The organism is Methylobacterium sp. C25 (genome assembly GCF_021352225.1).
Taxonomy (GTDB): domain Bacteria; phylum Pseudomonadota; class Alphaproteobacteria; order Rhizobiales; family Beijerinckiaceae; genus Methylobacterium.
This window is the reverse complement of the sequence record NZ_JAAUVI010000013.1, coordinates 83,460-105,476: the sequence shown is the minus strand read 5'-3', so window position 1 is coordinate 105,476 and position 22,017 is coordinate 83,460. Positions and strand designations below refer to the sequence as shown.

At 67.9% G+C, this 22,017-nt stretch carries 12 protein-coding genes; 8 read left to right on the top strand and 4 right to left on the bottom strand.

From position 1 onward, the window contains the following. The first annotated feature begins 102 nt into the window (after positions 1 to 102). The 6 genes from HCU64_RS25335 (at position 103) to HCU64_RS22115 (ending at position 13,751) form a co-directional block, all read left to right on the top strand. Complete coding sequence (locus tag HCU64_RS25335) at positions 103 to 7,692, top strand: hypothetical protein (RefSeq protein ID WP_267922575.1); 7,590 nt, start codon at positions 103 to 105, stop codon at positions 7,690 to 7,692. Between the two features lie 193 nt (positions 7,693 to 7,885). Further along, on the top strand, positions 7,886 to 8,662 hold the full coding sequence (locus tag HCU64_RS22135) for a hypothetical protein (protein ID WP_233386451.1): 777 nt from the start codon (positions 7,886 to 7,888) through the stop codon (positions 8,660 to 8,662). A gap of 8 nt (positions 8,663 to 8,670) precedes the next feature. After that, on the top strand, positions 8,671 to 9,378 hold the full coding sequence (locus tag HCU64_RS22130) for an invasion associated locus B family protein (RefSeq protein WP_233386449.1): 708 nt from the start codon (positions 8,671 to 8,673) through the stop codon (positions 9,376 to 9,378). A 33-nt stretch (positions 9,379 to 9,411) separates the two neighbouring features. Further along, positions 9,412 to 11,025 carry a methyltransferase regulatory domain-containing protein gene (locus HCU64_RS22125; protein ID WP_233386448.1) on the top strand — a complete coding sequence of 538 codons (1,614 nt, stop codon included), beginning with the start codon at positions 9,412 to 9,414 and terminating at the stop codon, positions 11,023 to 11,025. A 77-nt stretch (positions 11,026 to 11,102) separates the two neighbouring features. Further along, positions 11,103 to 12,233 carry an aminotransferase class I/II-fold pyridoxal phosphate-dependent enzyme gene (locus tag HCU64_RS22120; protein WP_233386446.1) on the top strand — a complete coding sequence of 377 codons (1,131 nt, stop codon included), beginning with the start codon at positions 11,103 to 11,105 and terminating at the stop codon, positions 12,231 to 12,233. Positions 12,234 to 12,317: 84 nt separating this feature from the next. Continuing rightward, positions 12,318 to 13,751, top strand: coding sequence for an amino acid permease (locus HCU64_RS22115; protein WP_233386445.1), 1,434 nt, complete (start codon positions 12,318 to 12,320; stop codon positions 13,749 to 13,751). On the opposite strand, the gene HCU64_RS22110 is transcribed toward HCU64_RS22115, so the two are convergent. Then, a complete protein-coding gene (locus HCU64_RS22110) occupies positions 13,748 to 14,557 on the bottom strand; it encodes an exodeoxyribonuclease III (protein WP_233386462.1) in 810 nt (269 codons plus the stop codon). The genes HCU64_RS22115 and HCU64_RS22110 overlap by 4 nt on opposite strands. 135 nt (positions 14,558 to 14,692) lie before the next feature. Here HCU64_RS22110 and HCU64_RS22105 point away from each other — a divergent pair, with 135 nt between their 5' ends. After that, positions 14,693 to 15,421, top strand: coding sequence for a lysophospholipid acyltransferase family protein (locus tag HCU64_RS22105; RefSeq protein ID WP_233386444.1), 729 nt, complete (start codon positions 14,693 to 14,695; stop codon positions 15,419 to 15,421). Positions 15,422 to 15,428: 7 nt separating this feature from the next. Here HCU64_RS22105 and HCU64_RS22100 read toward each other — a convergent pair whose 3' ends face one another. The 3 genes from HCU64_RS22100 to HCU64_RS22090 all read right to left on the bottom strand — a co-directional run bounded on the left by HCU64_RS22100 (position 15,429) and on the right by HCU64_RS22090 (position 20,087). Continuing rightward, complete coding sequence (locus tag HCU64_RS22100; protein ID WP_233386443.1) at positions 15,429 to 16,331, bottom strand: LolA family protein; 903 nt, start codon at positions 16,329 to 16,331, stop codon at positions 15,429 to 15,431. Between the two features lie 145 nt (positions 16,332 to 16,476). After that, positions 16,477 to 19,536, bottom strand: coding sequence for a DNA translocase FtsK (locus HCU64_RS22095; protein WP_442785997.1), 3,060 nt, complete (start codon positions 19,534 to 19,536; stop codon positions 16,477 to 16,479). A 116-nt stretch (positions 19,537 to 19,652) separates the two neighbouring features. Beyond that, positions 19,653 to 20,087 (bottom strand): MarR family winged helix-turn-helix transcriptional regulator, encoded by a 435-nt coding sequence (locus tag HCU64_RS22090; RefSeq protein ID WP_233386442.1) that lies wholly within the window; start codon positions 20,085 to 20,087, stop codon positions 19,653 to 19,655. A 140-nt stretch (positions 20,088 to 20,227) separates the two neighbouring features. Between HCU64_RS22090 and HCU64_RS22085 the strand changes: the two genes are divergently transcribed. Continuing rightward, positions 20,228 to 22,006, top strand: coding sequence for a chloride channel protein (locus tag HCU64_RS22085; protein ID WP_233386441.1), 1,779 nt, complete (start codon positions 20,228 to 20,230; stop codon positions 22,004 to 22,006). The last annotated feature ends 11 nt before the right edge of the window (positions 22,007 to 22,017 follow it).

Sequence of the window (22,017 nt, the reverse complement as noted above, 5' to 3'; positions counted from 1 at the left end):
CGCCGCCCGTCTAGCGTTGGCGCTCCGAACATTCGTCACAACGAGATCACTTCAATCAAGCTTAAGTCGCACAGGTGACTGGGCTCGGGGGATTACTTTGCCATGTCCACGCACGTCATCAACCTGCCGAAGAGCGCAGACGTCGTCCCGGCACGGGGGGCCTTACCCAGCGTGGACGCAGCCGACATCAGTCATGCCTCGATCCGCCACCGCCTCTTCGGTGTGACGATCAAGCTCGGCGACCATTTCGTACAGCAGATCACCAAGCTCGTCCGTATCCGCCACCGCGACCTGACTGATGGCACCGTCGGCCGTACCAACCGTGCAGCGCGCCGCAGGCAACTGCGCCAGGTTCGCCGCGATACCGGTGCCGACACCTCGTTCAAGCTTCCGTCATGGCGTTCGCTGGCCCGCAAGCTAACCGTTCCTGCCGGGACGGCCGGCGTCATGATCGCTGCTGGGCTTTCCGGAGCAACCAACGCGCAGGCCCAAACCATCCCGAAGCTTGCCAACTTCGCTGACATCTGCACCGGCCTGAGCGTCACTCTTCCGTCGCTGACACCCACGACTGGCCTTCTTTCGGGACTTCTTTCTCCCGTCACCGGCGTCATCGACAGCAATATCATCAACGTGCTGAGCGGCCGCAACATTGGCTTGGGGCTCCTCAATGCCAATGGTACCGCCCTGACTACTCCGAGCAGCTGCGGTGTTTCGTCCTCCAGCGGGTTCGCGTTGAACAACAACGTCGGCATCAGCTTCGGCGGCGGTGTCATCACCGGCCTCGGCGGCATCAACAACCTCGCCGCAACGGCGAATGACGTGACCTCCATCGCCATCGGCAACAACGCGTCGACCTCGGTCGGCGCCGCGAACGCCATCGCGATGGGCGTCGCCGCCAAAGCGACCTCGACCGGCGCCGTGGCGCTCGGAGCCAGCGCGCTGGCCACCGGCGGCAAGGCCGTCTCGATCGGCGTCGGCAACACAGCGAATGGCGACGGCGCGGTCGCCATCGGCGATCCGAACACCGCCACCGGCACCGGCGCCCTTGCGATGGGTGCGGACAACACGGCGACCGGAACCGGCGCCGTCGGTCTCGGCAACACCAACACCGCGACCGGCACCGGTGCCGTCGCGATCGGCAACAACTCGAAGGCCACGCTCGACGGTACGATTGCCCTCGGCAACGGCGCCAGCAGCACCTTCGCCAACGCGGTCGCGATCGGAACCGGAACCAAGGCCGTCGGGTCTGCAACGGCTCAGGGCGTGATCGACTTCCGCACCGCGGGAAACCCGAACCAGCAAATCGTCAACGCGGCGGCCGGCACGCTGACCATGACACCGTCTTCGGTGGCCATTGGCGAGAACTCAGTGATCAACACCGGCGGTGGCGTCGCACTCGGCTACAACAACAATGCCGGCAGCACGAACGGCTTCTTCTCCACGGCGATCGGTGCCGACAACTTGGCCAGCGGCGGATATGCCTCGGCCATCGGCGTCAACAACACGGCTTCGGGCGGCAGCGCCGTGGCACTCGGCGTCAACAACACGGCCGGCGGAACCCGCGCGATCGCAATCGGCCGTCAGTCGCTTGCCAATGCCGACTACAGCATCGCCCAGGGCTTCGTTGCCAGCGCCTATGGCGTGGACTCCATCGCAATCGGCAAGAATAGCGTCGCAGGCGTCTCCGGCGGCGCGGTGACCGACGACGTTGCAATCGGCCCGAACGCCTCGGCAACGGCGGGCAACTCGGTCGCGCTCGGGTCGAACTCGACGGCCACCCGCGCTGGCCTCGGCGGCCTCACCAACGAGGTGTTCTCGCAGTCCATCGTCACGTCGACGAACGGCGCGGTCTCGGTCGGCGCGGCAGGCGGCGAGCGTCAGATCACCAACGTCGCGGGCGGTACGCAAGCCACCGACGCGGTCAACCTGCGTCAGCTGAGCTCAGTCGCCAACAATGTGGCCACCACACTCGGCTCGACGTTCGATCCCACGACAGGCGCCTATACGGCTCCGAGCTACACCGTCCGCGGCACCACCTATAACAAGGTCGGCGACGCGATCGCAGCGCTCGATACCAGCATCGGCACCGCTACCGGTGCCTTTGTATCGAACAACGCCGCCGGCAAAGCCGCAGCTTCTGCGACGGGTCTGAATGCCTCTGCGGGCGGCTTCGGCTCCACTGCAACCGGCGCAGCCTCCACCGTGGTCGGCAACTCGGCCGTCGACAACGGCATCGCCAACTCCACCGTCATCGGCAATGGCGCCACCGTTGCTGCTGGATCGACCGGCTCCAACGTCGCGCTCGGCCAGGGTTCTAAGGTTGCGGGCACCGCTCTTGGCACGGCCAACGCCACCATCGGCGGCACGACCTACGCCTTCGCCGGAACGGCTCCGGCCGGCACGGTCTCCGTGGGCTCGGCCGGTGCCGAGCGGACCATCACTAATGTCGCCGCGGGTCGCCTCTCGACCACCTCGACCGACGCGGTGAACGGCTCGCAGCTCAACGCCACCAACCAGCAGGTCACCACCAACGCCACGAACATCGCCACCAACACCACCAACATCACCAACATCACCAACGGCACGGTCGGAACGGTGCAGCGCACCGGCACGGCGGACCAGCTCGCGCTGGTCGCGGTGGGTGGCACCAGCGCGGCCCCGGGCGCTGCCCAGGTCCTCACCAACGTCGCCAACGGAGCGGTCACCGCCGCTTCGAAGGATGCGGTGAACGGCTCCCAGCTCAACACCACCAACGCCAACGTCACGGCCGTGGTCGCCCAGACGACGGCTCTCGGCAATGCCGTCGCTACCGATCTCGGCGGCGGCTCGACCTACACTGCTGGAGGTGGGCTGACCGCGCCGGCCTACAACACCTTCGGCACCACCGCGACCAATGTCGGCGCGGCCATTACCAATCTGCAGACGCTGTCGCCGGTACAGTACTCAAACGCCGCCGGCACACCCGCGCCGCAGACCCGCAGCAACGACATCGTCCTGGTCGGCGCGGCTGCCGGCCCGGTCACGATGCACAACCTGGCGGCCGGCACGGCCAATACCGACGCCGTCAATGTCGGCCAGTTGAACACCGCGATCGGCAACGGTCCGTTCGCCTCGAACCGCCCGGTCGGCGCAGCAAACCCCGTCGCCTCCGGCGCCGGTGCCACGGCTGGCGGCTACGGTTCGTCGGCCACGGCAGCTGCCTCCACGGCCATCGGCAACAACGCCACCGACAACGGCACTGCCAACTCCACCGTCCTCGGCAACGGCGCCAGCGTCGCGGCCGGATCCACCGGCTCCAACGTCGCCCTCGGACAGGGCTCCACCGTTGCCGGTGCTGCCGTCGCGACGCCGAACGCCACCATCGGCGGCACGACCTACGCCTTCGCCGGAACGGTTCCGGCAGGAACGGTCTCCGTGGGCTCGGCCGGTGCCGAGCGGACCATCACCAACGTCGCCGCGGGTCGCCTCTCGACCACCTCGACCGACGCCGTGAACGGCTCGCAGCTCAACGCCACCAACCAGCAGGTCACCACCAACACCAACAACATCACCAACATCACCAACGGCGCGGCCGGAACGGTGCAGCGCACCGGCACGGCAAACCAGCTCGCGCTAGTCGCGGTGGGTGGCACTGGCGCAGCCCCGGGCGCCGCCCAGGTCCTCACCAACGTCGCCAACGGAGCGGTTACCGCCGCTTCGAAGCAGGGGGTCAACGGAAGCCAGCTCTTCGGCACCGCCAACTCGGTCGCCACGGCGCTCGGCGGCACTTCGACGGTGAATCCCGATGGCAGCGTCGCCGCCCCGACCTATAATGTCGCCGGAGGCTCCTTCAACAATGTCGGGTCGGCCCTCACCGCCCTCGACAATGGTATCGCCAACGGCAAGATCGGCGCCTTCGTCGCTGACAACACCGGCGGCAAGGCAGCGGCCGCAGCGTCCGGTCAAAATGCCTCGGCCGGTGGCTTCGGTGCCATCGCCGCGGGCAATGCCTCGACCGTGATCGGCAACTCGGCTGTCGACAACGGCGTCGCCAACTCCACCGTCCTCGGCAGCGGCGCCACCGTCACCGCGGGTCTGACCGGCTCCAACGTGGCGCTGGGTCAGGGATCGGTAGTCACCACCGGCGCCCAGGCCAACTACACCGCCTTCGGCCTGACCCCGGCTCAGAACGCGGTGGGCACCGTCTCGGTCGGATCGGTCGGCAACGAGCGCATCGTCGCCAACGTCGCGGCGGGCAAGGCCGGCACCGACGCCGTCAACGTCGCCCAGCTCACGGGCGCCGCGTCCAACCTCGGCGGATCGGTGGCGTCCACCATCGGCGGCGGCTCCACCTACGACGCCACCACCGGCAAGCTGACGGGCGGCTTCACTGTCGGCACCACGACCTATGCCAATGTGGCGAGCGCCATCAGCGACACGGCAGCGAATGGCGGCGTCATCCAGCGCACCGGAGCTGCCAACCAGGTTGCGATCACTGCGCCGAATGCGACCGGCGCGGCGCCGGGCGCGGCCCAGAACCTCATCAACGTCGCCAATGGGGCGGTCAACGCCGCCTCGACCGACGCGGTGAACGGCTCGCAGCTCTTCGGGACCGCTCAGTCCGTGGCGACCAATCTCGGCGGCGGCTCCAAGGTGAATGCCGACGGGACCGTCTCCGCACCGAGCTACACCGTGGCCGGCAACACTTATGGCAATGTCGGCGACGCACTGGCTGCTGGCAACAAGGCAGCGGTGCAATACACCACGGACGGCCTCGGCAACCCCACTAACGCTATCGACCTGACCAAGGGCGGCACGCTCGCTCCTGTCTCGATGACCGGGCTCGCCAACGCCACCACCGCCACGGGCGCCGTCACCCTCGGCCAGCTGCCGGTGCAGTACACCAACGCAGCGGGCACCCCGACCCCGGCCACACCGTCCAACACCGTCGGCCTCGTCGGCGCCGTGGCCGGAACGCCGGTGACGCTCGGCAATGTCGCCGCGGGCGTGGTGAACGGTGCCTCCACGCAGGCCGTCAACGGCAGCCAGCTCTTCGGAACGGCGCAGTCGGTCTCCACGGCCCTCGGCGGTGGCTCGACGGTCAACGCCGACGGCACCATCGCGGCACCGAGCTATAACCTCGCCAACGGCACCTACAATGATGTCGGAGCGGCCCTCGCGGCCATCGACAACGGCAAGGTCGGCGCCTTCGTCGCCGACAACACCGGCGGCAAGGCTGCCGCCGCAGCGTCCGGTCAGAACGCCTCGGCCGGTGGCTTCGGAGCCGTCGCCGCGGGCAACGGCTCGACGGCCATCGGCAACTCGGCCGTCGACAACGGCGTCGCCAACTCCACCGCCCTCGGCTCCGGCGCCAGCATCACCGCGGGCCTGACCGGCTCCAACGTGGCGCTGGGTCAGGGCTCGGTCGCCTCGACCGGTGCCCAGGCCAACTACGTGGCCTTCGGCCTCGCCCCGCTGCAGAACGCGGTGGGAACGGTCTCGGTCGGCTCGGCGGGCGCGGAGCGCACCCTCTCCAACCTCGCTGCCGGCAAGGCCGACACCGATGCCGTCAACGTCGCCCAGCTCTCCGGCGCCGCATCGAACCTCGGCGGATCGGTGGCGACCACCCTCGGCGGCGGCTCGACCTACGATGCGACCACGGGCAAGGTCACCGGCGGCTTCACCGTCAACGGCACGACCTACACCGATGTCGCCAGCGCGGTCAGCGCAACGGCGGCCAGCGGAGGCATCGTCCAGCGCACGGCCTCGCCGAACCAGGTCGCTCTCATCGCGGCCGGCGGCTCCGGAACCACGCCGGGCGCTGCCCAGAACCTGACGAACCTCGCCGCCGGCGCAGTGGGAGCGGCCTCCACCGATGCGGTGAATGGCTCGCAGCTCTACGGAACGGCACAGTCGGTCTCGACGGCCCTCGGCGGCGGCTCCAAGGTCAATGCGGACGGTTCGATCTCCGCACCGACCTACAAGCTCGCTACGGGCTCCTACAACGATGTCGGATCGGCGCTGACCGCGCTCGACAACGGCATCTCCAGCGGCAAGCTCGGCGCCTTCGTGGCCGACAACACCGGCGGCAAGGCTCAGGCCTCCGCCAGCGGTGCCAACGCCTCGGCAGGTGGCTTCGGGGCGGTTGCCTCGGGTGCCGGCTCCACCTCGATCGGCAACTCCGCGGTCGACAATGGCGTCGCCAACTCGACGGTCGTCGGCAGCGGCGCCAGCATCACGGCGGGCCTGACCGGCTCCAACGTGGCGCTGGGCCAGGGTTCGGTCGCCTCCACCGGCGCACGGGCCAACTACACCGCCTTCGGCCTTGCGGCGCCACAGAACTCGGTGGGAACGGTCTCGGTCGGCGATGTCGGCGCGGAGCGCACCATCTCCAACGTGGCGGCGGGCGTCGCCGGCACGGATGCCGTCAACGTCGCTCAGCTTACCGGTGCGACGCAGAACCTCGGCGGATCGATCGCCACCAGCCTCGGCGGCGGCGCGACCTACAACGCCACCACCGGCGCGATCACCGGTCCGACCTACACGGTCGGAGGCAAGGCCTACAATGACGTCGGCTCTGCCATCGCCGCCGGGAACGCCCTGGGTGTCCAGTACACCCCGGACGCGGCCGGCAATCCCACCAACGCCATCGACCTGACCAAGGGCGGCACGCTCGCCCCGGTGACGGTCAGCGGCGTCGGCGCGGGCACGCTCACAGCGACCTCCACCGACGCGGTGAACGGCAGCCAGCTCTATGCTACCAACCAGGCGGTCGCGAGCATCGTCGGCAGCAAGGGAGGCGCCTTCGTCTCCGACAACACCTCGGGTGCGGCCATCCCGGCCGCCACGGGTGCCGACTCCTCGGTCGGCGGCTTCGGGGCGGTCGCCTCGGGGACCCGCTCCCTGGCCCTCGGCAACGGCGCGACCTCCAGCGGCACCAACTCGGTGGCGCTCGGTGCGGGCTCAACGGATGGCGGCCTCGCCAACGTGGTCTCGGTGGGCTCTGCCGGCAACGAGCGGCGCATCACCAACGTGGCGGCGGGCGTGAACGCGACCGACGCCGCCAATATGGGCCAGCTCACGGCACTGTCCGCCCGCAGCCTGCAATACGACACCACCGCCACCGGTGACACGAACTACCAGTCGGTCACGCTGAACCCGACGGGCTCCGGCCCGGTCACCATCCACAATGTCGCTGCGGGCGTCGCCCTCACCGATGCGGTGAATGTCGGACAGCTCAACGCGGCCTCGGCCAACTCCGTCCAGTACTCGACGAACGCGGACGGCACGCGGTCCAACACGCTGGCCCTGCTCGGCGGCAACGCCGCAGCGCCGGTGACGATCTCGAACGTCGCGGCGGGTGTCGCGGCCAACGATGCGGTGAACGTCGGCCAGCTCCAGAGCGCGCTGAATGCCCAGTACAACAATCTGGCGCAGATCACGGAATACCAGTTCCGCTCCGCCAAGATGGCCGCCTATGCGGGCACCTCGATCGCCCTGGCGACCGCAGGCATCCGCTTCGACGACCGGCCGGGCAAGATCTCGCTGGGCATCGGCGCCAGCGGCTATCACGGCTCGGCGGGCCTCGCGATCGGCCTGGGCGGGACCTCGGAAGACGGCAAGTGGCGCCTGAACGTCTCGGCCGGCTTCTCGCCGAACAACCAGAAGGGTGCGGCCGGCATCATGGGAGGCGCAAGCTACACCTTCAACTGATCCGCCCCCGATCGGGACGGCGTTTCGAGGGGTCCGGCGCGAGCCGGGCCCCTTTCGCATCTCCGTCAGTCGGCGGAGCCGCCCTTTTTGGCAATCAGTTTTCAAACAAGCAGCCTTTCCGGTGACCGCGAGCTCACCGAGTCTCCGTCAGCGCAAATCACTTCTTAACCATAACGCGCGCCGGGGCCTCGCCATGATCGACTACAGGTTTTGCCATCCGCGCTCGTTCGTCATGGGCAGCGTCCTGAGTGCTGTCCTCCCGTTGCTGATGGCCTCGGCCGCGACGGCAAGACCGGAACCGGGTGTGTTCCAGGTGGCGCAGGCGGAGAGCCAAGGCGAGCCGGTGCCCGCGAAACCGCATGCGGTGAGGAAGCCGAAACCCAAGCCGGCTGCGCATGCCGCCAGCAAAGCCGATACGCCTCTCAAATCCACCCCGCCCGCAGCCACTGTCGCACCGGTAGCAGCTGCCGCCGCCGACCAGGCCACCCAGCCGGCCACGCCCCCTGCATCGGCCACCGAGGCCACAGCAGCGGCCACGATCTCCGAACCGGTCCGTCACGCCCGCGAGGCCAAGCTCGGACGCTGCGTGGACACCATCTCGAAGGCCTCGAGCAGCACCATCGACACGGCCCATGCTGCGGTCTCGACCTGGTCCCAGAAGGTGCCGGACGAGCACATGTTCCAGTCGATCGTGGCGTTGAGCTACAGCAACAAGGTCGCGCCGAAAGCCGCAACCGTCCTCGTTGCCGCGCCCGAGGGACCGGGCTGCGAGGCGACGACCGTTCAAGTCTATCCGACCACGCGGTCATGCGACGACGTCGAGGGCGACCTCAAGAAGGCCGGCCGCAAGGTCGGGGATTTCGGCGGCGTCGCGATGACTCAGGAGCAAGGCACATCCCGCCATCTGCTTCTGCCGGCACCTGGTACGGGCTGCGTCGTGGTGGCGGTCGGGCTGGCCCTTAACCAGTGAGCCGGTCGATGCGTCTCCCGATCCTGATCGGCGCGAGCTGCGCCGTCTTGGCCGCCGCATTTCCCGCCACCGCGCAGCCGGGCGCTGCTGCTGGGCGCTTTACCACCGCCGCGGTAGACCGCGAGCTCTTCCGCGAGGGCGAGGTGAAGCGCCGGAACGAGCGCTTCGCCGGATGGTCTCTCGATTGCGACGAAGTCCCCCGCCTCGGACAGCGGTTCTGCAGCTTGCGGGCGCTGGCCAGAGACTCTGCCGGAACTGGCGTCGCTGATTTCGTGCTGTCGACGGACGACCGGGGCAAACCCGCGGCCCTCGTCGGGCTGCCACTCGGCCTCGATCTGTCGCGGCCAGTGACGATCGAGGCGGCGCATCCGCTCGTGGTAGGCCAGCCTTCGGCCAGCCTCGTATCGTCAGCGCGCGAGATCGCGAAAACCGGGAAGAAGGCGCCGGTCGCCGCCAAGGGCGCCGTGACGACAGACATCCTGCGCTTCGTGCTGCATCCGACGCTGTGCGACCCGACGGGATGCCACGTCGTGCTCCCGCTCAAGCCGGCCGACATCGCCGCATTGCGGGCCGGGGCCGGCCTGCGGATGCGGTTCGCCGCGAGCGGCAGAGACGGGCGCGGCTTTGCTGCCCGGAGCGATCTTCCGCCTCGACCAATCGAGGCGGTGATCGCCAGCGACGGGTTCGGGCAGGCGCTCGAGGCCTCGGTCCGGTGAGAGCCCGAGACATCAGGTAGGAGGGACGGCCCCATGATCACGGTCCAGAAGGACGCGCGCGCCGAGACATCGAGCTACGACGAGGTGCCCTATACCTCGCGCGCCTTTCCGGCGACCGATCCGCGCCGGCTCTCAGCCATCGCCCGGCTGTTCGGGCTGAACCCGCCGTCGCCCGCCGAGGCGCGCGTTCTGGAGATCGGCTGCGCGGGCGGCGGCAACCTGCTGCCGCTCGCAGCCCGTTTGCCGGAGGCGCATTTCGTTGGCATCGACGCATCGGGCACGCAGATCGCCCATGCACTCGCACAAGCTGAGACGCTGGGCATCGAGAACGTCCGCTTCGAGCACCGACTGGTTCAGGATCTCGACGAAACCTTCGGCAGCTTCGACTACGTGATCTGCCACGGCGTCTACAGCTGGGTGCCGAGCGAAGTACAAGACGCGATCTTCGACGCGTGCCGCAAGCGGCTGACGCCCGACGGCGTCGCCTTCATCAGTTACAACACCTACCCAGGCTGGAAGACGCGCGAGATCGTGCGCGACGCCATGATGTTCCATACCGGCGGCGTCGAGGACCTGCGGGCCAAGCTCGGTCACGGTCGCGGCATGCTCGACTTCATGCGCGAGATGGCCGCGCCGGGGACCTTGTTCACGGAGATCCTGCAGGGCGAGGCGCCCGGCATCGCCACCGGCGAGGACGCTTACCTGATCCACGAGTTCCTGGAGGCGCACAACACGCCTTGCTACTTCCACGACTTCGCGGGCCGCGCCCGCGGCGCAGGCCTCGCCTACCTCGCGGACTCCACGCTCGCCACGATGTTCGCCGACAACCTGGAGCCCTCCGCCCGCGAGCGTCTCATGATCGCCTGCGGCGGCGATCAGGTCGTGCTGGAGCAGTATCTCGACTTCTGCCGCAACCGGCAGTTCCGCCAGTCGCTCCTCGTCCATGCGGACAAGACCCCGCAAATCGACCGACGCCTCACCGACGAGCGGTTGAAGGGTCTGCAATATCGCAGCTTGTTCCACAGCCGTTCGCCCGATGCCGACGGACGCGGCTTCGTCTACGAAGGGCGGGCTGGCTGGGCGCGCGCCGAGAGCGCCGTGGAGCGCGCCGCCCTCGATGTGATCTTCAACGCGCAGGGCAGGGCGCTCGACTACGGGACCTGGGAAGCTGGCGTGGCGAACGGTCTCGGCGAGACCGCGATGGATCGCATCGCCTTCGCGGGTCTCGTCGGCCTGCTCGTGACACGCGGCCTGCTCGACGTGCTCGGCGAGGGCTGCGAGACCGAACTGGGCGCCAGTCCCCCCGAGCGCCTCCACGCGGACGAGCTCGCGCTACGCATGGTGGCAGCAGGTCAGCTCGAAGTGACCAACGCCTATCATGAGCTCACCCGGCTTTCGCCAGTGGATGCCGTTGTGCTGCCCCGCCTCGACGAGGAGGACAAGCTCGGCGAAGCCGTGTTCGAGGCAGTCGAAGCCGGGCAAATCCAACTCCTGATGAACGGCACGCCGATCACCGATACGGAACTCCTGCGCAGCGAGAGCCGGCGGCACGCCGAGTCGTCGATAGCGCGGTTGCGCGCTCTCGGATTCGTGCAGGGTGGCAGGACCACGATTCCTGGGTCGGATGCGGTCGCAACGGGAGCGTGACGCGTTGCCGGCTGCGCCGTCGCCCGGATGCGGCGTCTGGCCTTGACTCCAGTGCCGCGCGGATGGCTTGAGGCGCCATGTCCAGCCTCGACGCCTTCGCGCGTGGCGCGCTCGCGGAACTCGACGCAGCCTCCCTGCGCCGACGCCTCGTCGCGACCGAGCGCGGACCGGAGGCGGCAGCAGCGCGGGACGGGCGCAACCTCGTCTCGTTTTCCTGCAACGACTATCTCGGGCTGAGCCACGACCCACGCGTGATCGCGGCCGCCAACGAGGCGCAGGCGCAGTGGGGCACAGGAGCGGGCGCCTCGCGGCTCGTGACCGGCAACCATCCGGCGCTCGTGGCGCTGGAGGAGCGTCTCGCCGCCCACAAGGGGAAGGAAGCAGCGCTCGTCTTCGGTAGCGGCTACCTCGCCAATCTCGGCATCGTCTCTGCGCTCGCCGGCATTGGCGACCTGATCCTTGTCGATGCCCTCGGCCATTCCTGCCTGTTCGCTGGCGGGAAGCTCTCGGGCGCCGAGATGCTGCGCTTCCGCCACAACGACCTTGCGCATCTCGAGACCTTGCTGGCCAAGCACCGCGGCAAGGCACGGCGCGCAATGATCCTGACGGAGCGCGTCTTCAGCATGGATGGCGACCGGGCACCGCTCGCCGAGATGCTGGCGATCGCGCAAGCCCATGACGCCTGGCTGCTCGTCGACGACGCCCACGGGCTCGGCGTGGTCGAGGCCGGCGCTCGCGCGCCGCTCGAAATGGGTACGCTGTCGAAGACGCTCGGCGCCTATGGCGGCTATCTCTGCGCCTCCCAGGCCGTGATCGACCTGCTGACGAGCCGAGCCCGCTCCTTCGTCTACACCACCGGCCTGCCACCTGCCTCCGCCGCCGCCGCGCTCGCCGCCCTCAACATCGTCGAAACCGAGCCGGACCGCGCCGCCCGGCCACTGGGGCTCGCGCGGCGGTTCACGGCCCGGCTCGCGTTGCCGCAGGCACAGAGCCCGATCGTGCCGATCGTCGTCGGCGAGGCGGAAACAGCGCTCGATCTCTCGAATGCGCTGGAAGAGCGGGGCTTCCTGGTCGTTGCAATCCGACCGCCGACGGTGCCCGGGAGCACGGCCCGGCTCCGCGTCGCTTTCTCGGCAGCGCATAGCGAGGAACAGGTCGACGCGCTCGCCGGCGCTCTGTCGGAACTTCGGCCGCCTGTTGTAGCATAGACATCCGCTGACGATTGGCATTCGCATTGCGGAGTTGTTGCAGTCAGAACTTTACCGGGCAATCGTCCGCTGGAAGCCTCGCTCTTGCTCGCCTCCGCCCTCGCCACCCGGAAACCCATCGCCGCGATCCTGGCGCAGCAGGATTCCGGAGGGACTTCGACCAGCCTCGCCAGGACACTCTCGGCCTTCAGCTTGGTCTGTATCGGGGTCGGGGCCACGATTGGCGCCGGCATCTTCGTGCTGACGGGAACTGCGGCCGCGCAATTCGCAGGTCCGGGGCTCGCGCTGTCCTTCATCATCGCTGGGCTCGCCAGCGGGCTGGTCGGGCTCTGCTATGCCGAGCTCGCAGCAATGATTCCCGCGCCGGGCTCGACCTACACCTATACCTACGCGACGCTGGGCAGCATGGCTGCCTGGATCATCGGCTGGGACCTCGTCCTCGAATTCGCCATGGCAGCTGCCACGGTCGCGGTGGGATGGTCGGGCTATGCTCAGAGCCTCGCCGCCGATTTCGGATTGAGGCTGCCGGCCGCTCTCGCCGGGGCGCCCGGCAAAGGCGGGATCATCGACCTGCCCGCCGCTGCGATCACCCTCGGTCTCACCCTTCTGCTGATGAGAGGCGCGCGGGATGCGGCTTTGAGCAACGCGATCCTGGTCGCTCTGAAGGTCGCTATCATCCTGGCCTTCGTATTGGTTGGCGCCCTGCACGTGAGGCCGGAACTGTGGTCGCCGCTGGTCCCGCCGAACGAGGGCTCGTTTGGATCTTTCGGTTGGAGCGGGATCCTACGCGGCGCGGGCGTGGTGTTCTTCGCCTATGTCGGCTTCGAGACCGTGTCCTGCGCCGTGGCCGAAACGCGCAATCCGCAGCGCGATGCCCCGATCGGCCTGATCGGAGCCCTGATCGTCAGCACGATTCTCTACGTCGCCGTCGCCATCGTACTGACCGGCCTCGTGCCCTACAGGCTGCTCAACGTGCCCGACCCGATCGCCAAGGCGGTCGATACGGTCGGCCTCGGCGGCTTCTCGCTCGTCATCAAGCTCGGCGCGCTGGTCGGGCTGACGACCTCCTGCCTCACGGCCCTCTACGGCCAGGGAAGGATCTTCTACGCGATGGCCCGCGACCGGCTCCTGCCCGATGCCTTCGCGCGGGTCGATCCGGCCACCCGTGCGCCGCGCCTGGGTCAGGCGACCATCGGCCTCCTCACGGCGCTCGTGGCCGCCTTCGTGCCGATCGATGTCCTGGGCGAACTCGTCAGCATCGGCACGCTGTTCGCTTTCATCCTGGTCTGCAGCGCCGTGCTGATCCTGCGCCACACCGAGCCGGAGCGGACGCGCCCGTTTCGTGTGCCCGGCGGCGCCCTGCTGCCGGTTCTCGGCATCGTCGGCTGCCTAGCCCTGATGGCAGGGCTACCCGCCGACACCTGGATCCGGCTGGCGGTCTGGCTCGGCCTCGGCCTTGCGATATTCTTTGGCTACGGCCGTTACCGCTTACGGACCGTGCGGGGCGAGCAGGCCTAAAGCTCGAGCTTCAGCGTGACCGGGACGTGGTCCGACGGCCGCTCCCAACCGCGGGCATCACGAAAGACCTCGACCTTGCGCACCGTGTCCTTCAGATCCGGCGAGACCCAGACGTGGTCGAGGCGCCGGCCCTTGTTGGCGGCCTGCCAGTCGGGCGAGCGGTAGCTCCACCACGTGTAGATCTTCTGCGGTTCCGGCGTCAGGAAGCGTGCCGTGTCGATCCATTCGGCCTCGCCGCGCAACGTCTCGAGTGTCTCCGTCTCGATCGGCGTGTGGCTGACGACGTCGAGCAATTGCTTGTGAGACCAGACGTCGTGCTCCAGCGGCGCGACGTTGAGATCGCCGACGAGGATGGTCGGGCCGGGCGGCCGCCTGCCGCCCCAGATGCGGAGCTCCTGCAGAAAATCGAGCTTGTGTGCGAATTTCGGGTTGAGCGTCCGATCCGGGATGTCGCCGCCGGCCGGCACGTAGAAATCGTGCAACGCGATGCCGGCGGCGTTGCCGGCCTCGGGGCCCAGCACTGCCGAGATGTGGCGCGCATCCTGCCGCTCACAGAACGGCATCACGTTGCGGGTGATCAGCGGAAATCGCGAGAGGATCGCAACGCCGTTATAGCCCTTCTGGCCGGCGAACTCGACGTTCTCGTAGCCCGAGCCGCGCAATGCCTTCAACGGAAAGGCATCGTCGGGGCACTTCGTCTCCTGCAGGCAGAGCACGTCGGGCTTCGCAGCAGCGAGGAAACGCAGTACCGAGTCGATGCGAAGCCGCACCGAATTGATGTTCCAGGTGGTGATGGTGAAGCGCAACGGATCCGGCCCTGTGGGGTTGGCATCGTCGAAGGGCGTCACCGATAGATCGCTTTCGAGCGTTCGTCGCCGGTGAAATGCCGCCTAAGCTCTGCTCTCCACGACGGTCGGCAACCTCTCCTGCAAGGATACCGTGTGTCAGGCACCCGCTCCGCGCTTTTCAACCTCTATTGGGCTGCATGGACAGGCCTGTTTGCACTGCCCCTGGTCGTTTTGGCTGCGCTCGGCTCGCCCGGTCGGCCGATCCGTGCCTTCACCCGGCTCTGGTCACGGGGCATCCTGTTCGGGCTGCGCCACATCGTCGGCCTGACTTATGTCGAGGAGAGTCGCGAGCGCATCCCAGCCGAGCCATGCCTGATCGTGGCGAACCACCAATCGGCCTGGGAAACGCTGGCCTTCCTGACTCTCGTCCCCGATGTCGCGATCGTCGCGAAGCGCGAGTTGGTGACCATCCCGATTGTGGGCTGGTTCCTCAAGCGCTCGCCGATGATCATCATCGACCGGGCCAACGGCACTCAGGCGCTGCGCATCATGATCGATGAGAGCAGGGCCGCGATCGGGCAGGGGCGCTCGATCTTGATGTTCCCGGAGGGCACGCGCGGAGAAATCGGCGATCCGGTTCAGTTCAAGCGCGGCGTCGAGCTCCTCTACGCGAAGCTCGGCCTGCCGGTGCTGCCAGTCGCGGTGAATTCGGGCCTGTATTGGCCGAATGGCGGCTCACGTCATCGACCCGGAACGGTAGTGGTCAGCTATCTCGCCACGCTCGCGCCGGGACTGAGTGGCGCGGAATTCGTGCGCGGCACGCAAGGCGCGATCGATACGGAACTCGATCGCTGGCGCGAGCCCGTGCTTAAGGCGAGTTGAAACAAGCCTATTCTTGCGCGTTCGCCTGATTGCGCTGCTGCTTCAGTTGCTCGAGAGCAGCTTTGTCCTCGGCGCGGCCGTAATCGATGAAGAACAGGATCGGGTCGACCGCCTTGCCCTTCTGCAGGTTCGACAGCTGCACCGTGGTGAGGTAGCCTTGCGGGTCGGTGATCCGCCACTGTGAGAGCGTCTTCATCTCGGCGTCGAAGTAGAGCTGGATCTTCGAGGTACCTCCGAGCGTCGAGCGGTCCTCCAGTGAAACGCGGATACCACCCGGATCGTTGGCGACTTCCGTCACCTGCAGATCCCGCGCGAGATCGATCTTGTCGCGAATTAGGAATTTCAGCGGCGTCTGCGAGATGAAGTAGAGGTCCTGCGTGTTCAGCTTGCGGTCGCGCACTGCCACCGAGGTGCCGTCGGCGACCACTTCCAGCGGCGAGGGCTGGTCGTATTCGAAGCGCAGGCGGCCCGGCTTGGCAAGCGAGAGCTTGCCGCCGATCTTGCGACCATCCGGGCCGATCTGCAGGAAGCCACCGGTGAGCGTCTGGAAACTGTTGAAATAGGCGTTGGCGCGCTGGACCACAGCCTCGGGCTCGGCGTGCTGCATCGAGCCGCCAGCGCTCGGCGATCCAACGGCGGCAACTTGCGAATCCGCGGCCTTCGCGCCCGGCTTGCCAGGAGCCGGCTTGTCGGTGCTCGCGGCCTTGCCCTGGGCGGATTTCGGCGCAGCCTTCTTGGCGGCGGGAACTTGGGGCGGCTCGGCCTCGGGAGCGGCGGGCGCCTTCTCCTCTTTGTTGCCCAGCAGGCCGTCGATGAAGTTGGACAGCTGCGCCGACGCCGGCTGCGGCTGCAGCGCAAGGGCCAGGAGAAGCAGCGGACCGGCGGCGAGGCGGGAGCGGCAGCCAGTCATCGTCTTGCGGTCTCCGAGACTTGCCGACGGATTCGGCGCGAAAGGTGAGCAGTTCGGAACCCGTATCGGTCCCCCCGAACGTCCCGGGCCGCGAAGCACCGGGACGCCCTTTGTTAGAGCCCGCGCCTGTGGCGAAGTTGCGGCCTCATTCGTCGTCGTCGTAGCCGGAGGACGGCATCGGCATGCCGTCGACCAAGATCTCGCGCTTGCCGGCATGGTTGGCTTGGCCGACGATGCCTTCGATTTCCATCCGCTCCATGATCGAGGCGGCACGATTGTAGCCAATCTGCAGGCGCCGCTGGATGTAGGAGGTCGAGGCCTTCTTGTCGCGAAGCACCACGGCGATGGCCTGCTCGTAGAGATCCGAGCCGTCCCCACCCTGTGCGGCGACGAAGGCGCTCACGTCGAAGACGGGTGCGTCGGCCTCTTCCGCGTCGTCGTCCTTGTCGGCCTTGGAGCGCGAGCCCTTGGCAGGCTTCTCGGGCTCGGAGGTGCCGTCATCAGCGGTGACGGCGTCGAGGTAGGACGGGCGGCCCTGGAGCTTCAGGTGGTCGACGACGCTCTCGACTTCCGAATCCGAGCAGAACGGTCCGTGCACACGGGTGGTGCGGCCACCACCGGCCATGAACAGCATGTCGCCCTGGCCGAGAAGCTGCTCGGCGCCCATCTCGCCGAGGATGGTGCGGCTGTCGATCTTCGAGGTGACCTGGAAGGAGATGCGGGTCGGGAAGTTCGCCTTGATCGTGCCGGTGATCACGTCGACCGACGGACGCTGCGTCGCCATGATAAGGTGGATGCCGGCGGCGCGGGCCATCTGCGCGAGCCGCTGGATCGCGCCCTCGATGTCCTTGCCGGCCACCATCATCAGGTCGGCCATCTCGTCGACCACGATCACGATGTAGGGGAGGGCGGAGAGGTCCATCTCCTCCTCGACGAACACCGCCTCGCCGGTCTCGCGATTGAAGCCGGTCTGGATAGTGCGCGTGATGGTCTCGCCCTTCTCGCGGGCTTCCTTCATGCGGGTGTTGTAGCCATCAATGTTGCGCACACCGACCTTGGACATCTTCTTGTAGCGCTCCTCCATCTCGCGCACGGCCCATTTCAGGGCGATGACCGCCTTCTTGGGGTCGATGACGACGGGGGAGAGCAGGTGCGGGATGCCGTCGTAGACCGACAGCTCCAGCATCTTGGGGTCGACCATGATCAGGCGGCACTCCTCCGGCTTCAGCCGGTAGAGCAGTGAGAGGATCATGGTGTTGATGGCGACGGACTTGCCCGAGCCAGTGGTGCCGGCGACGAGCAGGTGCGGCATGCGGGCGAGGTCGGCGATGATCGGCTCGCCGCCGATGTTCTTGCCGAGGCAGAGCGCCAACTTGTGCTTGGTGTGGACGAAGTCTTCCGAGGCCAGCAGTTCGCGCAGGTACACGGTCTCGCGGACCTGATTCGGCAGCTCGATACCGATCACGTTTCGGCCGGGAACCACGGCGACGCGCGCTGAGACGGCGGACATCGAGCGGGCGATGTCGTCCGAAAGGCCGATGACGCGGCTCGACTTGGTGCCGGGCGCCGGCTCCAGCTCATAGAGCGTCACGACCGGGCCGGGGCGAACGGCGAGGATGTCGCCGCGCACGCCGAAATCTTGGACGGTCTGCTGGAGGTTGAGCGCGTTCTGCTCAAGCTCGTCGGCGTCGACCTCCTCGCTGTCCGACAGCATCGGCTCGGCGAGCAGTTCGAGGGCGGGCAGCTCGTAATCGGCGTTGCCGATGAAGGACATCGGAACGTGACGGTTCGCCGGCACCAGGAGCTGACGCTCCGGCATGATCGCGCGAGACGTCGAGACGGGAGCCGGCTGTTTGGCGGCCGTCTCGGGAGCGGGCTCCGGCTCAGAGAAGTCGTCTTCGATCTCCTCGATCTCGGGCGCGGCGGTCTTGGGCGTGCGCAGCAGGACCGGACGCGCCGGGATCGGCAGCGGTCGGGGCGCCGGAGCAGGCTCGTCCTGCATCGACGGAAGAGGGGAGGGGGGCTGTACGAACGGCCTGGCCTTGAGCGCCGGACGGATCGCAGCGCGGGCGGCCATGGCCGAGAGCGCGGGTGGAGCAACCGGTGCGACGACAGTCGAGCGACCGCCGGGCAGGAGGCTCAGCGAAGGCTTCGCGGGAGCCGGCCGCTCGATCTCTTCAGCGGGTACGTTGGCCGGAAGCGGCATCGGCATGCGCTCGAACCGGACGAGATGGTCGAGCATGTAGGCCGGTGCCGGCGGCAGCGAGCGCAGATGAGAGATATCGAGGGGCACCGAGACGAAGCTCTCGGCAACAGGCGCCGCCGGCACCGGATGCGCGGCTTGCGGCTGCGACTTGGGGGCGTCTGCGTACCAGAGTTCGGTCGAGGACGGCTCCGCGGCGCCGAACCAGCCCTGGAGATCCGACCAGTCCGGGACATCGGACCATTCGGTCTCTGGCATCTCGGCAGCCAATGCGGGCTTTGCGGCCTGGCGCGGCCGGTCGGGGGTACGGAAGAAGCGCACGCCCGGCGGCGGCACGAAGGGGCGGCGCCAGGATGGAACGGCGTCGGCGCCAGCGCGCGCGGCGTCTTCGGCCTGCTCGGCGGCGAGTTCCTCCGCGCGGCGCGCCTCTGCCTCGGCAGCCTCGCGCGCGACTTCGGCCGCGGCGAGGGCGGCGGCCTGAGCCTCGGCTAGGGCCTGAGCCTGCCGCTGCGCCTCGCGCTCGGCCTCGATGGCGCGCAGGCGGCGCTCCTGCAGGACGGGGTCGGGTGTGCGGGTGAAGCGGACGCTCGGATCCCGGGCCTGGACCGGCATGCCTTGCGGGACGATGGCGTTCGGACGGCGCGGGGTGCGCACCAGGACGCCGTCACGCGAGGCGTCCTCATCGATGCGGCTCTCATGGGCCAGATCGAAGTAGTGGTCCTGCGCGGTATCCACGTCCGGCCATACCACCGAGGGGTCGGATGGATCTGCTGCCAGCATGGCCTGCGGCGAGGTGAGCCAGCTCATCGGCGCTTCTGGCGCGGGTCGCGCCACAGGCTGGGCCGAACGCTGCGGCGGACCGTAGAGACGGCGCGCGACATTGGAGCGGATCTTCATCAGGCGCTGGGTGATGGCGCCTATCGAGAGGTCGAGGCGGTCCCCGCCACGGCCGGGACGCGAGGGATCACGATGGGAATGGGGAGGCCGTCCCGTTGCGCGCATGATCTGTGAAATGACTCGATACAAGGTCCGACTCCCGCTGGAGCGGTTCTCCACCAGTTAGGCGAAGCGTCGTTAACGAACGCTTGAATGGAGCCCTTTCCGGCCGTCCCGAACGTTCACTCTGCACGGTCGATCCCGCCCAGCGCGCGCACAAGGGCCGGCTCGAGGACCCGCAATTCCTCAAGATGCGCCACCGTCAGCCGGCGCAGAATCGCCTCGGCCTTCGGCGTCAGCCCCAGTTCGGTTCGGCGGCGATCATCGACGGAGGCTGTCTTGGTCAGAAGACCGCCCTGCTCCATCCGATGCACCAGCTCGGCTGCCGTATTCGGGGCGATCAGGAGCTGCCGCGCCAGCACGCCGACGCTCGGCAGCTCCTCGCCGCGATGGCCGGCAATCGCCAGCAGGGCCTGATGCTGCTGCGGCGGAAGCCCGGCCTTCATAGCGGCACCCTCGCTGAAGACGAGGAAGCGCCTCAGCTGGAACCGGAAATCGGCGATCGCCGCGTATTGCTCGGAGGATAGGCCGGGCTCGCCCCGGCGCACGGATGTCATGACCGCATCCATACCATGCCCCAGAAGGAGGAGTTATTATGTCGTATTACGATATGTAAGCCTCGATGAAATCGGAGAGGTCAATGCTGATCGAGACAGGAAAAGGCGCGCCGTCGGAGACGACAAAGGCCGTGCGACACATGCCACGGCCGCTCGGCGACTTCACCGCTAGCCCGCGTGTCCTGGTTCTCATCGCCATGGCCCTGGTGATCGGTGCCGCCGGCGCCTTTGCGGCCTGGGCACTGGTGAAGCTGATCGCGCTTGTCACCCAGCTCACTTGGTTCGGCCATTTCGACGGAACGCCGGTCTCGCTCGCGAACGCCGCGCGCACCTACTGGATGGTGGCGATCCCCGCGCTCGGCGGGCTGGTGATCGGATTGATGGCCCGCTTCGGCTCGGAAAAGATCCGTGGCCACGGCATCCCCGAGGCAATCGAGGCGATCCTGATCGGCCAGAGCAGGATGTCGCCGAAGGTGGCGATCCTGAAGCCCCTCTCCTCGGCAATCTCGATCGGCACCGGCGGTCCCTTCGGCGCTGAAGGCCCGATCATCATGACGGGCGGTGCCATCGGCTCGCTCTTCGCCCAGTTCTTCCATCTGAGCTCGGCCGAGCGGAAAACGTTGCTCGTCGCAGGCGCCGCCGCGGGCATGACGGCGATCTTCGGGACGCCTCTCGCCGCCGTGCTGCTGGCGATCGAATTGCTGCTCTTCGAATGGCGTCCGCGCAGCTTCCTTCCTGTGGCCGCCGCCGTCCTCACGGCCACGGCCTTGCGGCCGCTGGTCTTCGAGGGCGGCCCACTCTTCGCCTTCTCGGGCGCGCCGGCTCTGCCGTGGTGGGGATTGGTGGCCTGCGCCGGGATCGGTCTGCTCGCCGGACTGCAATCGGCATTGCTGACGAAGTGCCTCTACACGCTCGAGGACTGTTTCGAGCGCTTGCCGATCCACTGGATGTGGTGGCCGGCGCTCGGAGGCATTTGCGTTGGGCTAGGAGGATTGGTCGAGCCACGAGCACTCGGCGTCGGCTACGACGTGATCGGCGATCTGCTGACGGGTCACCTGATCGTCCAGGCCGTCCTCATGATCCTCGTCGTCAAGACAGCGATCTGGCTGCTGGCGCTCTCCTCGGGCACCTCGGGCGGCGTGCTGGCTCCGCTCCTCATTCTCGGCGGCGCGATGGGATGGCTGGTCGGCTGCGTGCTGCCGGGTGATCCGGGCTTCTGGGCGCTGCTCGGCATGGCCGCGATGCTCGGCGGCACCATGCGCGCACCCCTCACCGGTGCGCTGTTCGCGGCCGAGATCACCGGCGACCTTCATACCTTGCCGGCACTTCTCGCCGCGACAGCGACCGCCTACGCGGTGACCGTGCTGCTGCTCAAGCGCTCGATCCTCACGGAAAAGATCGCGCGACGCGGCCAGCACATCACCCGCGAATACGCCATCGATCCATACCAGCTGACGCGCGTGCGCGACGTCATGGTGAGCGACGTCGAGACGCTTTCAACTGACATGACCGTTCCGGAGGCCATCGCCGCGGTCGAGCGTGGCGAGCACCGCACATATCCGGTCGTCGATTCCAAGGGCCGCCCAGTCGCCGTGGTATCCGGCAAAGACGCCCTGCACTGGAAGATGACGCCCGGCGGGCAGACCGAACGCCTCAAGGATCGTTTGGCGGACCGCGCGGCCACGGTGGTCCATCCGGGAGACGTCGTGGCGCATGCGGTCGACCTGATGCTCGGGCATCACCGGGGCTGTATCGCTGTGACAGAGACCGAGACCGGGCGCCTCGTCGGTATCGTGACGCGCCGCGATCTCCTGAAGGTCCGTGCCGAGGTGATCCGCTCCGAGGACGAGCGGCGCGTCTTTTTCACCCGGCGGATTTCGCTGAGGGGCCGCGCGCGGCCGCCGGCTGTCGAAGGCTGAATTTGCGCGTA

What these genes read in the sequence shown, in the direction of transcription:
- HCU64_RS25335 (WP_267922575.1), top strand. Translation starts at nt 103, where the DNA reads ATGTCCACGCACGTCATCAACCTGCCGAAGAGCGCAGACGTCGTCCCG.
- HCU64_RS22135 (WP_233386451.1), top strand. Translation starts at nt 7,886, where the DNA reads ATGATCGACTACAGGTTTTGCCATCCGCGCTCGTTCGTCATGGGCAGC.
- HCU64_RS22130 (WP_233386449.1), top strand. Translation starts at nt 8,671, where the DNA reads ATGCGTCTCCCGATCCTGATCGGCGCGAGCTGCGCCGTCTTGGCCGCC.
- HCU64_RS22125 (WP_233386448.1), top strand. Translation starts at nt 9,412, where the DNA reads ATGATCACGGTCCAGAAGGACGCGCGCGCCGAGACATCGAGCTACGAC.
- HCU64_RS22120 (WP_233386446.1), top strand. Translation starts at nt 11,103, where the DNA reads ATGTCCAGCCTCGACGCCTTCGCGCGTGGCGCGCTCGCGGAACTCGAC.
- HCU64_RS22100 (WP_233386443.1), bottom strand. Translation starts at nt 16,331, where the DNA reads ATGACTGGCTGCCGCTCCCGCCTCGCCGCCGGTCCGCTGCTTCTCCTG.
- HCU64_RS22095 (WP_442785997.1), bottom strand. Translation starts at nt 19,536, where the DNA reads ATGCGCGCAACGGGACGGCCTCCCCATTCCCATCGTGATCCCTCGCGT.
- HCU64_RS22090 (WP_233386442.1), bottom strand. Translation starts at nt 20,087, where the DNA reads ATGACATCCGTGCGCCGGGGCGAGCCCGGCCTATCCTCCGAGCAATAC.
- HCU64_RS22085 (WP_233386441.1), top strand. Translation starts at nt 20,228, where the DNA reads ATGCCACGGCCGCTCGGCGACTTCACCGCTAGCCCGCGTGTCCTGGTT.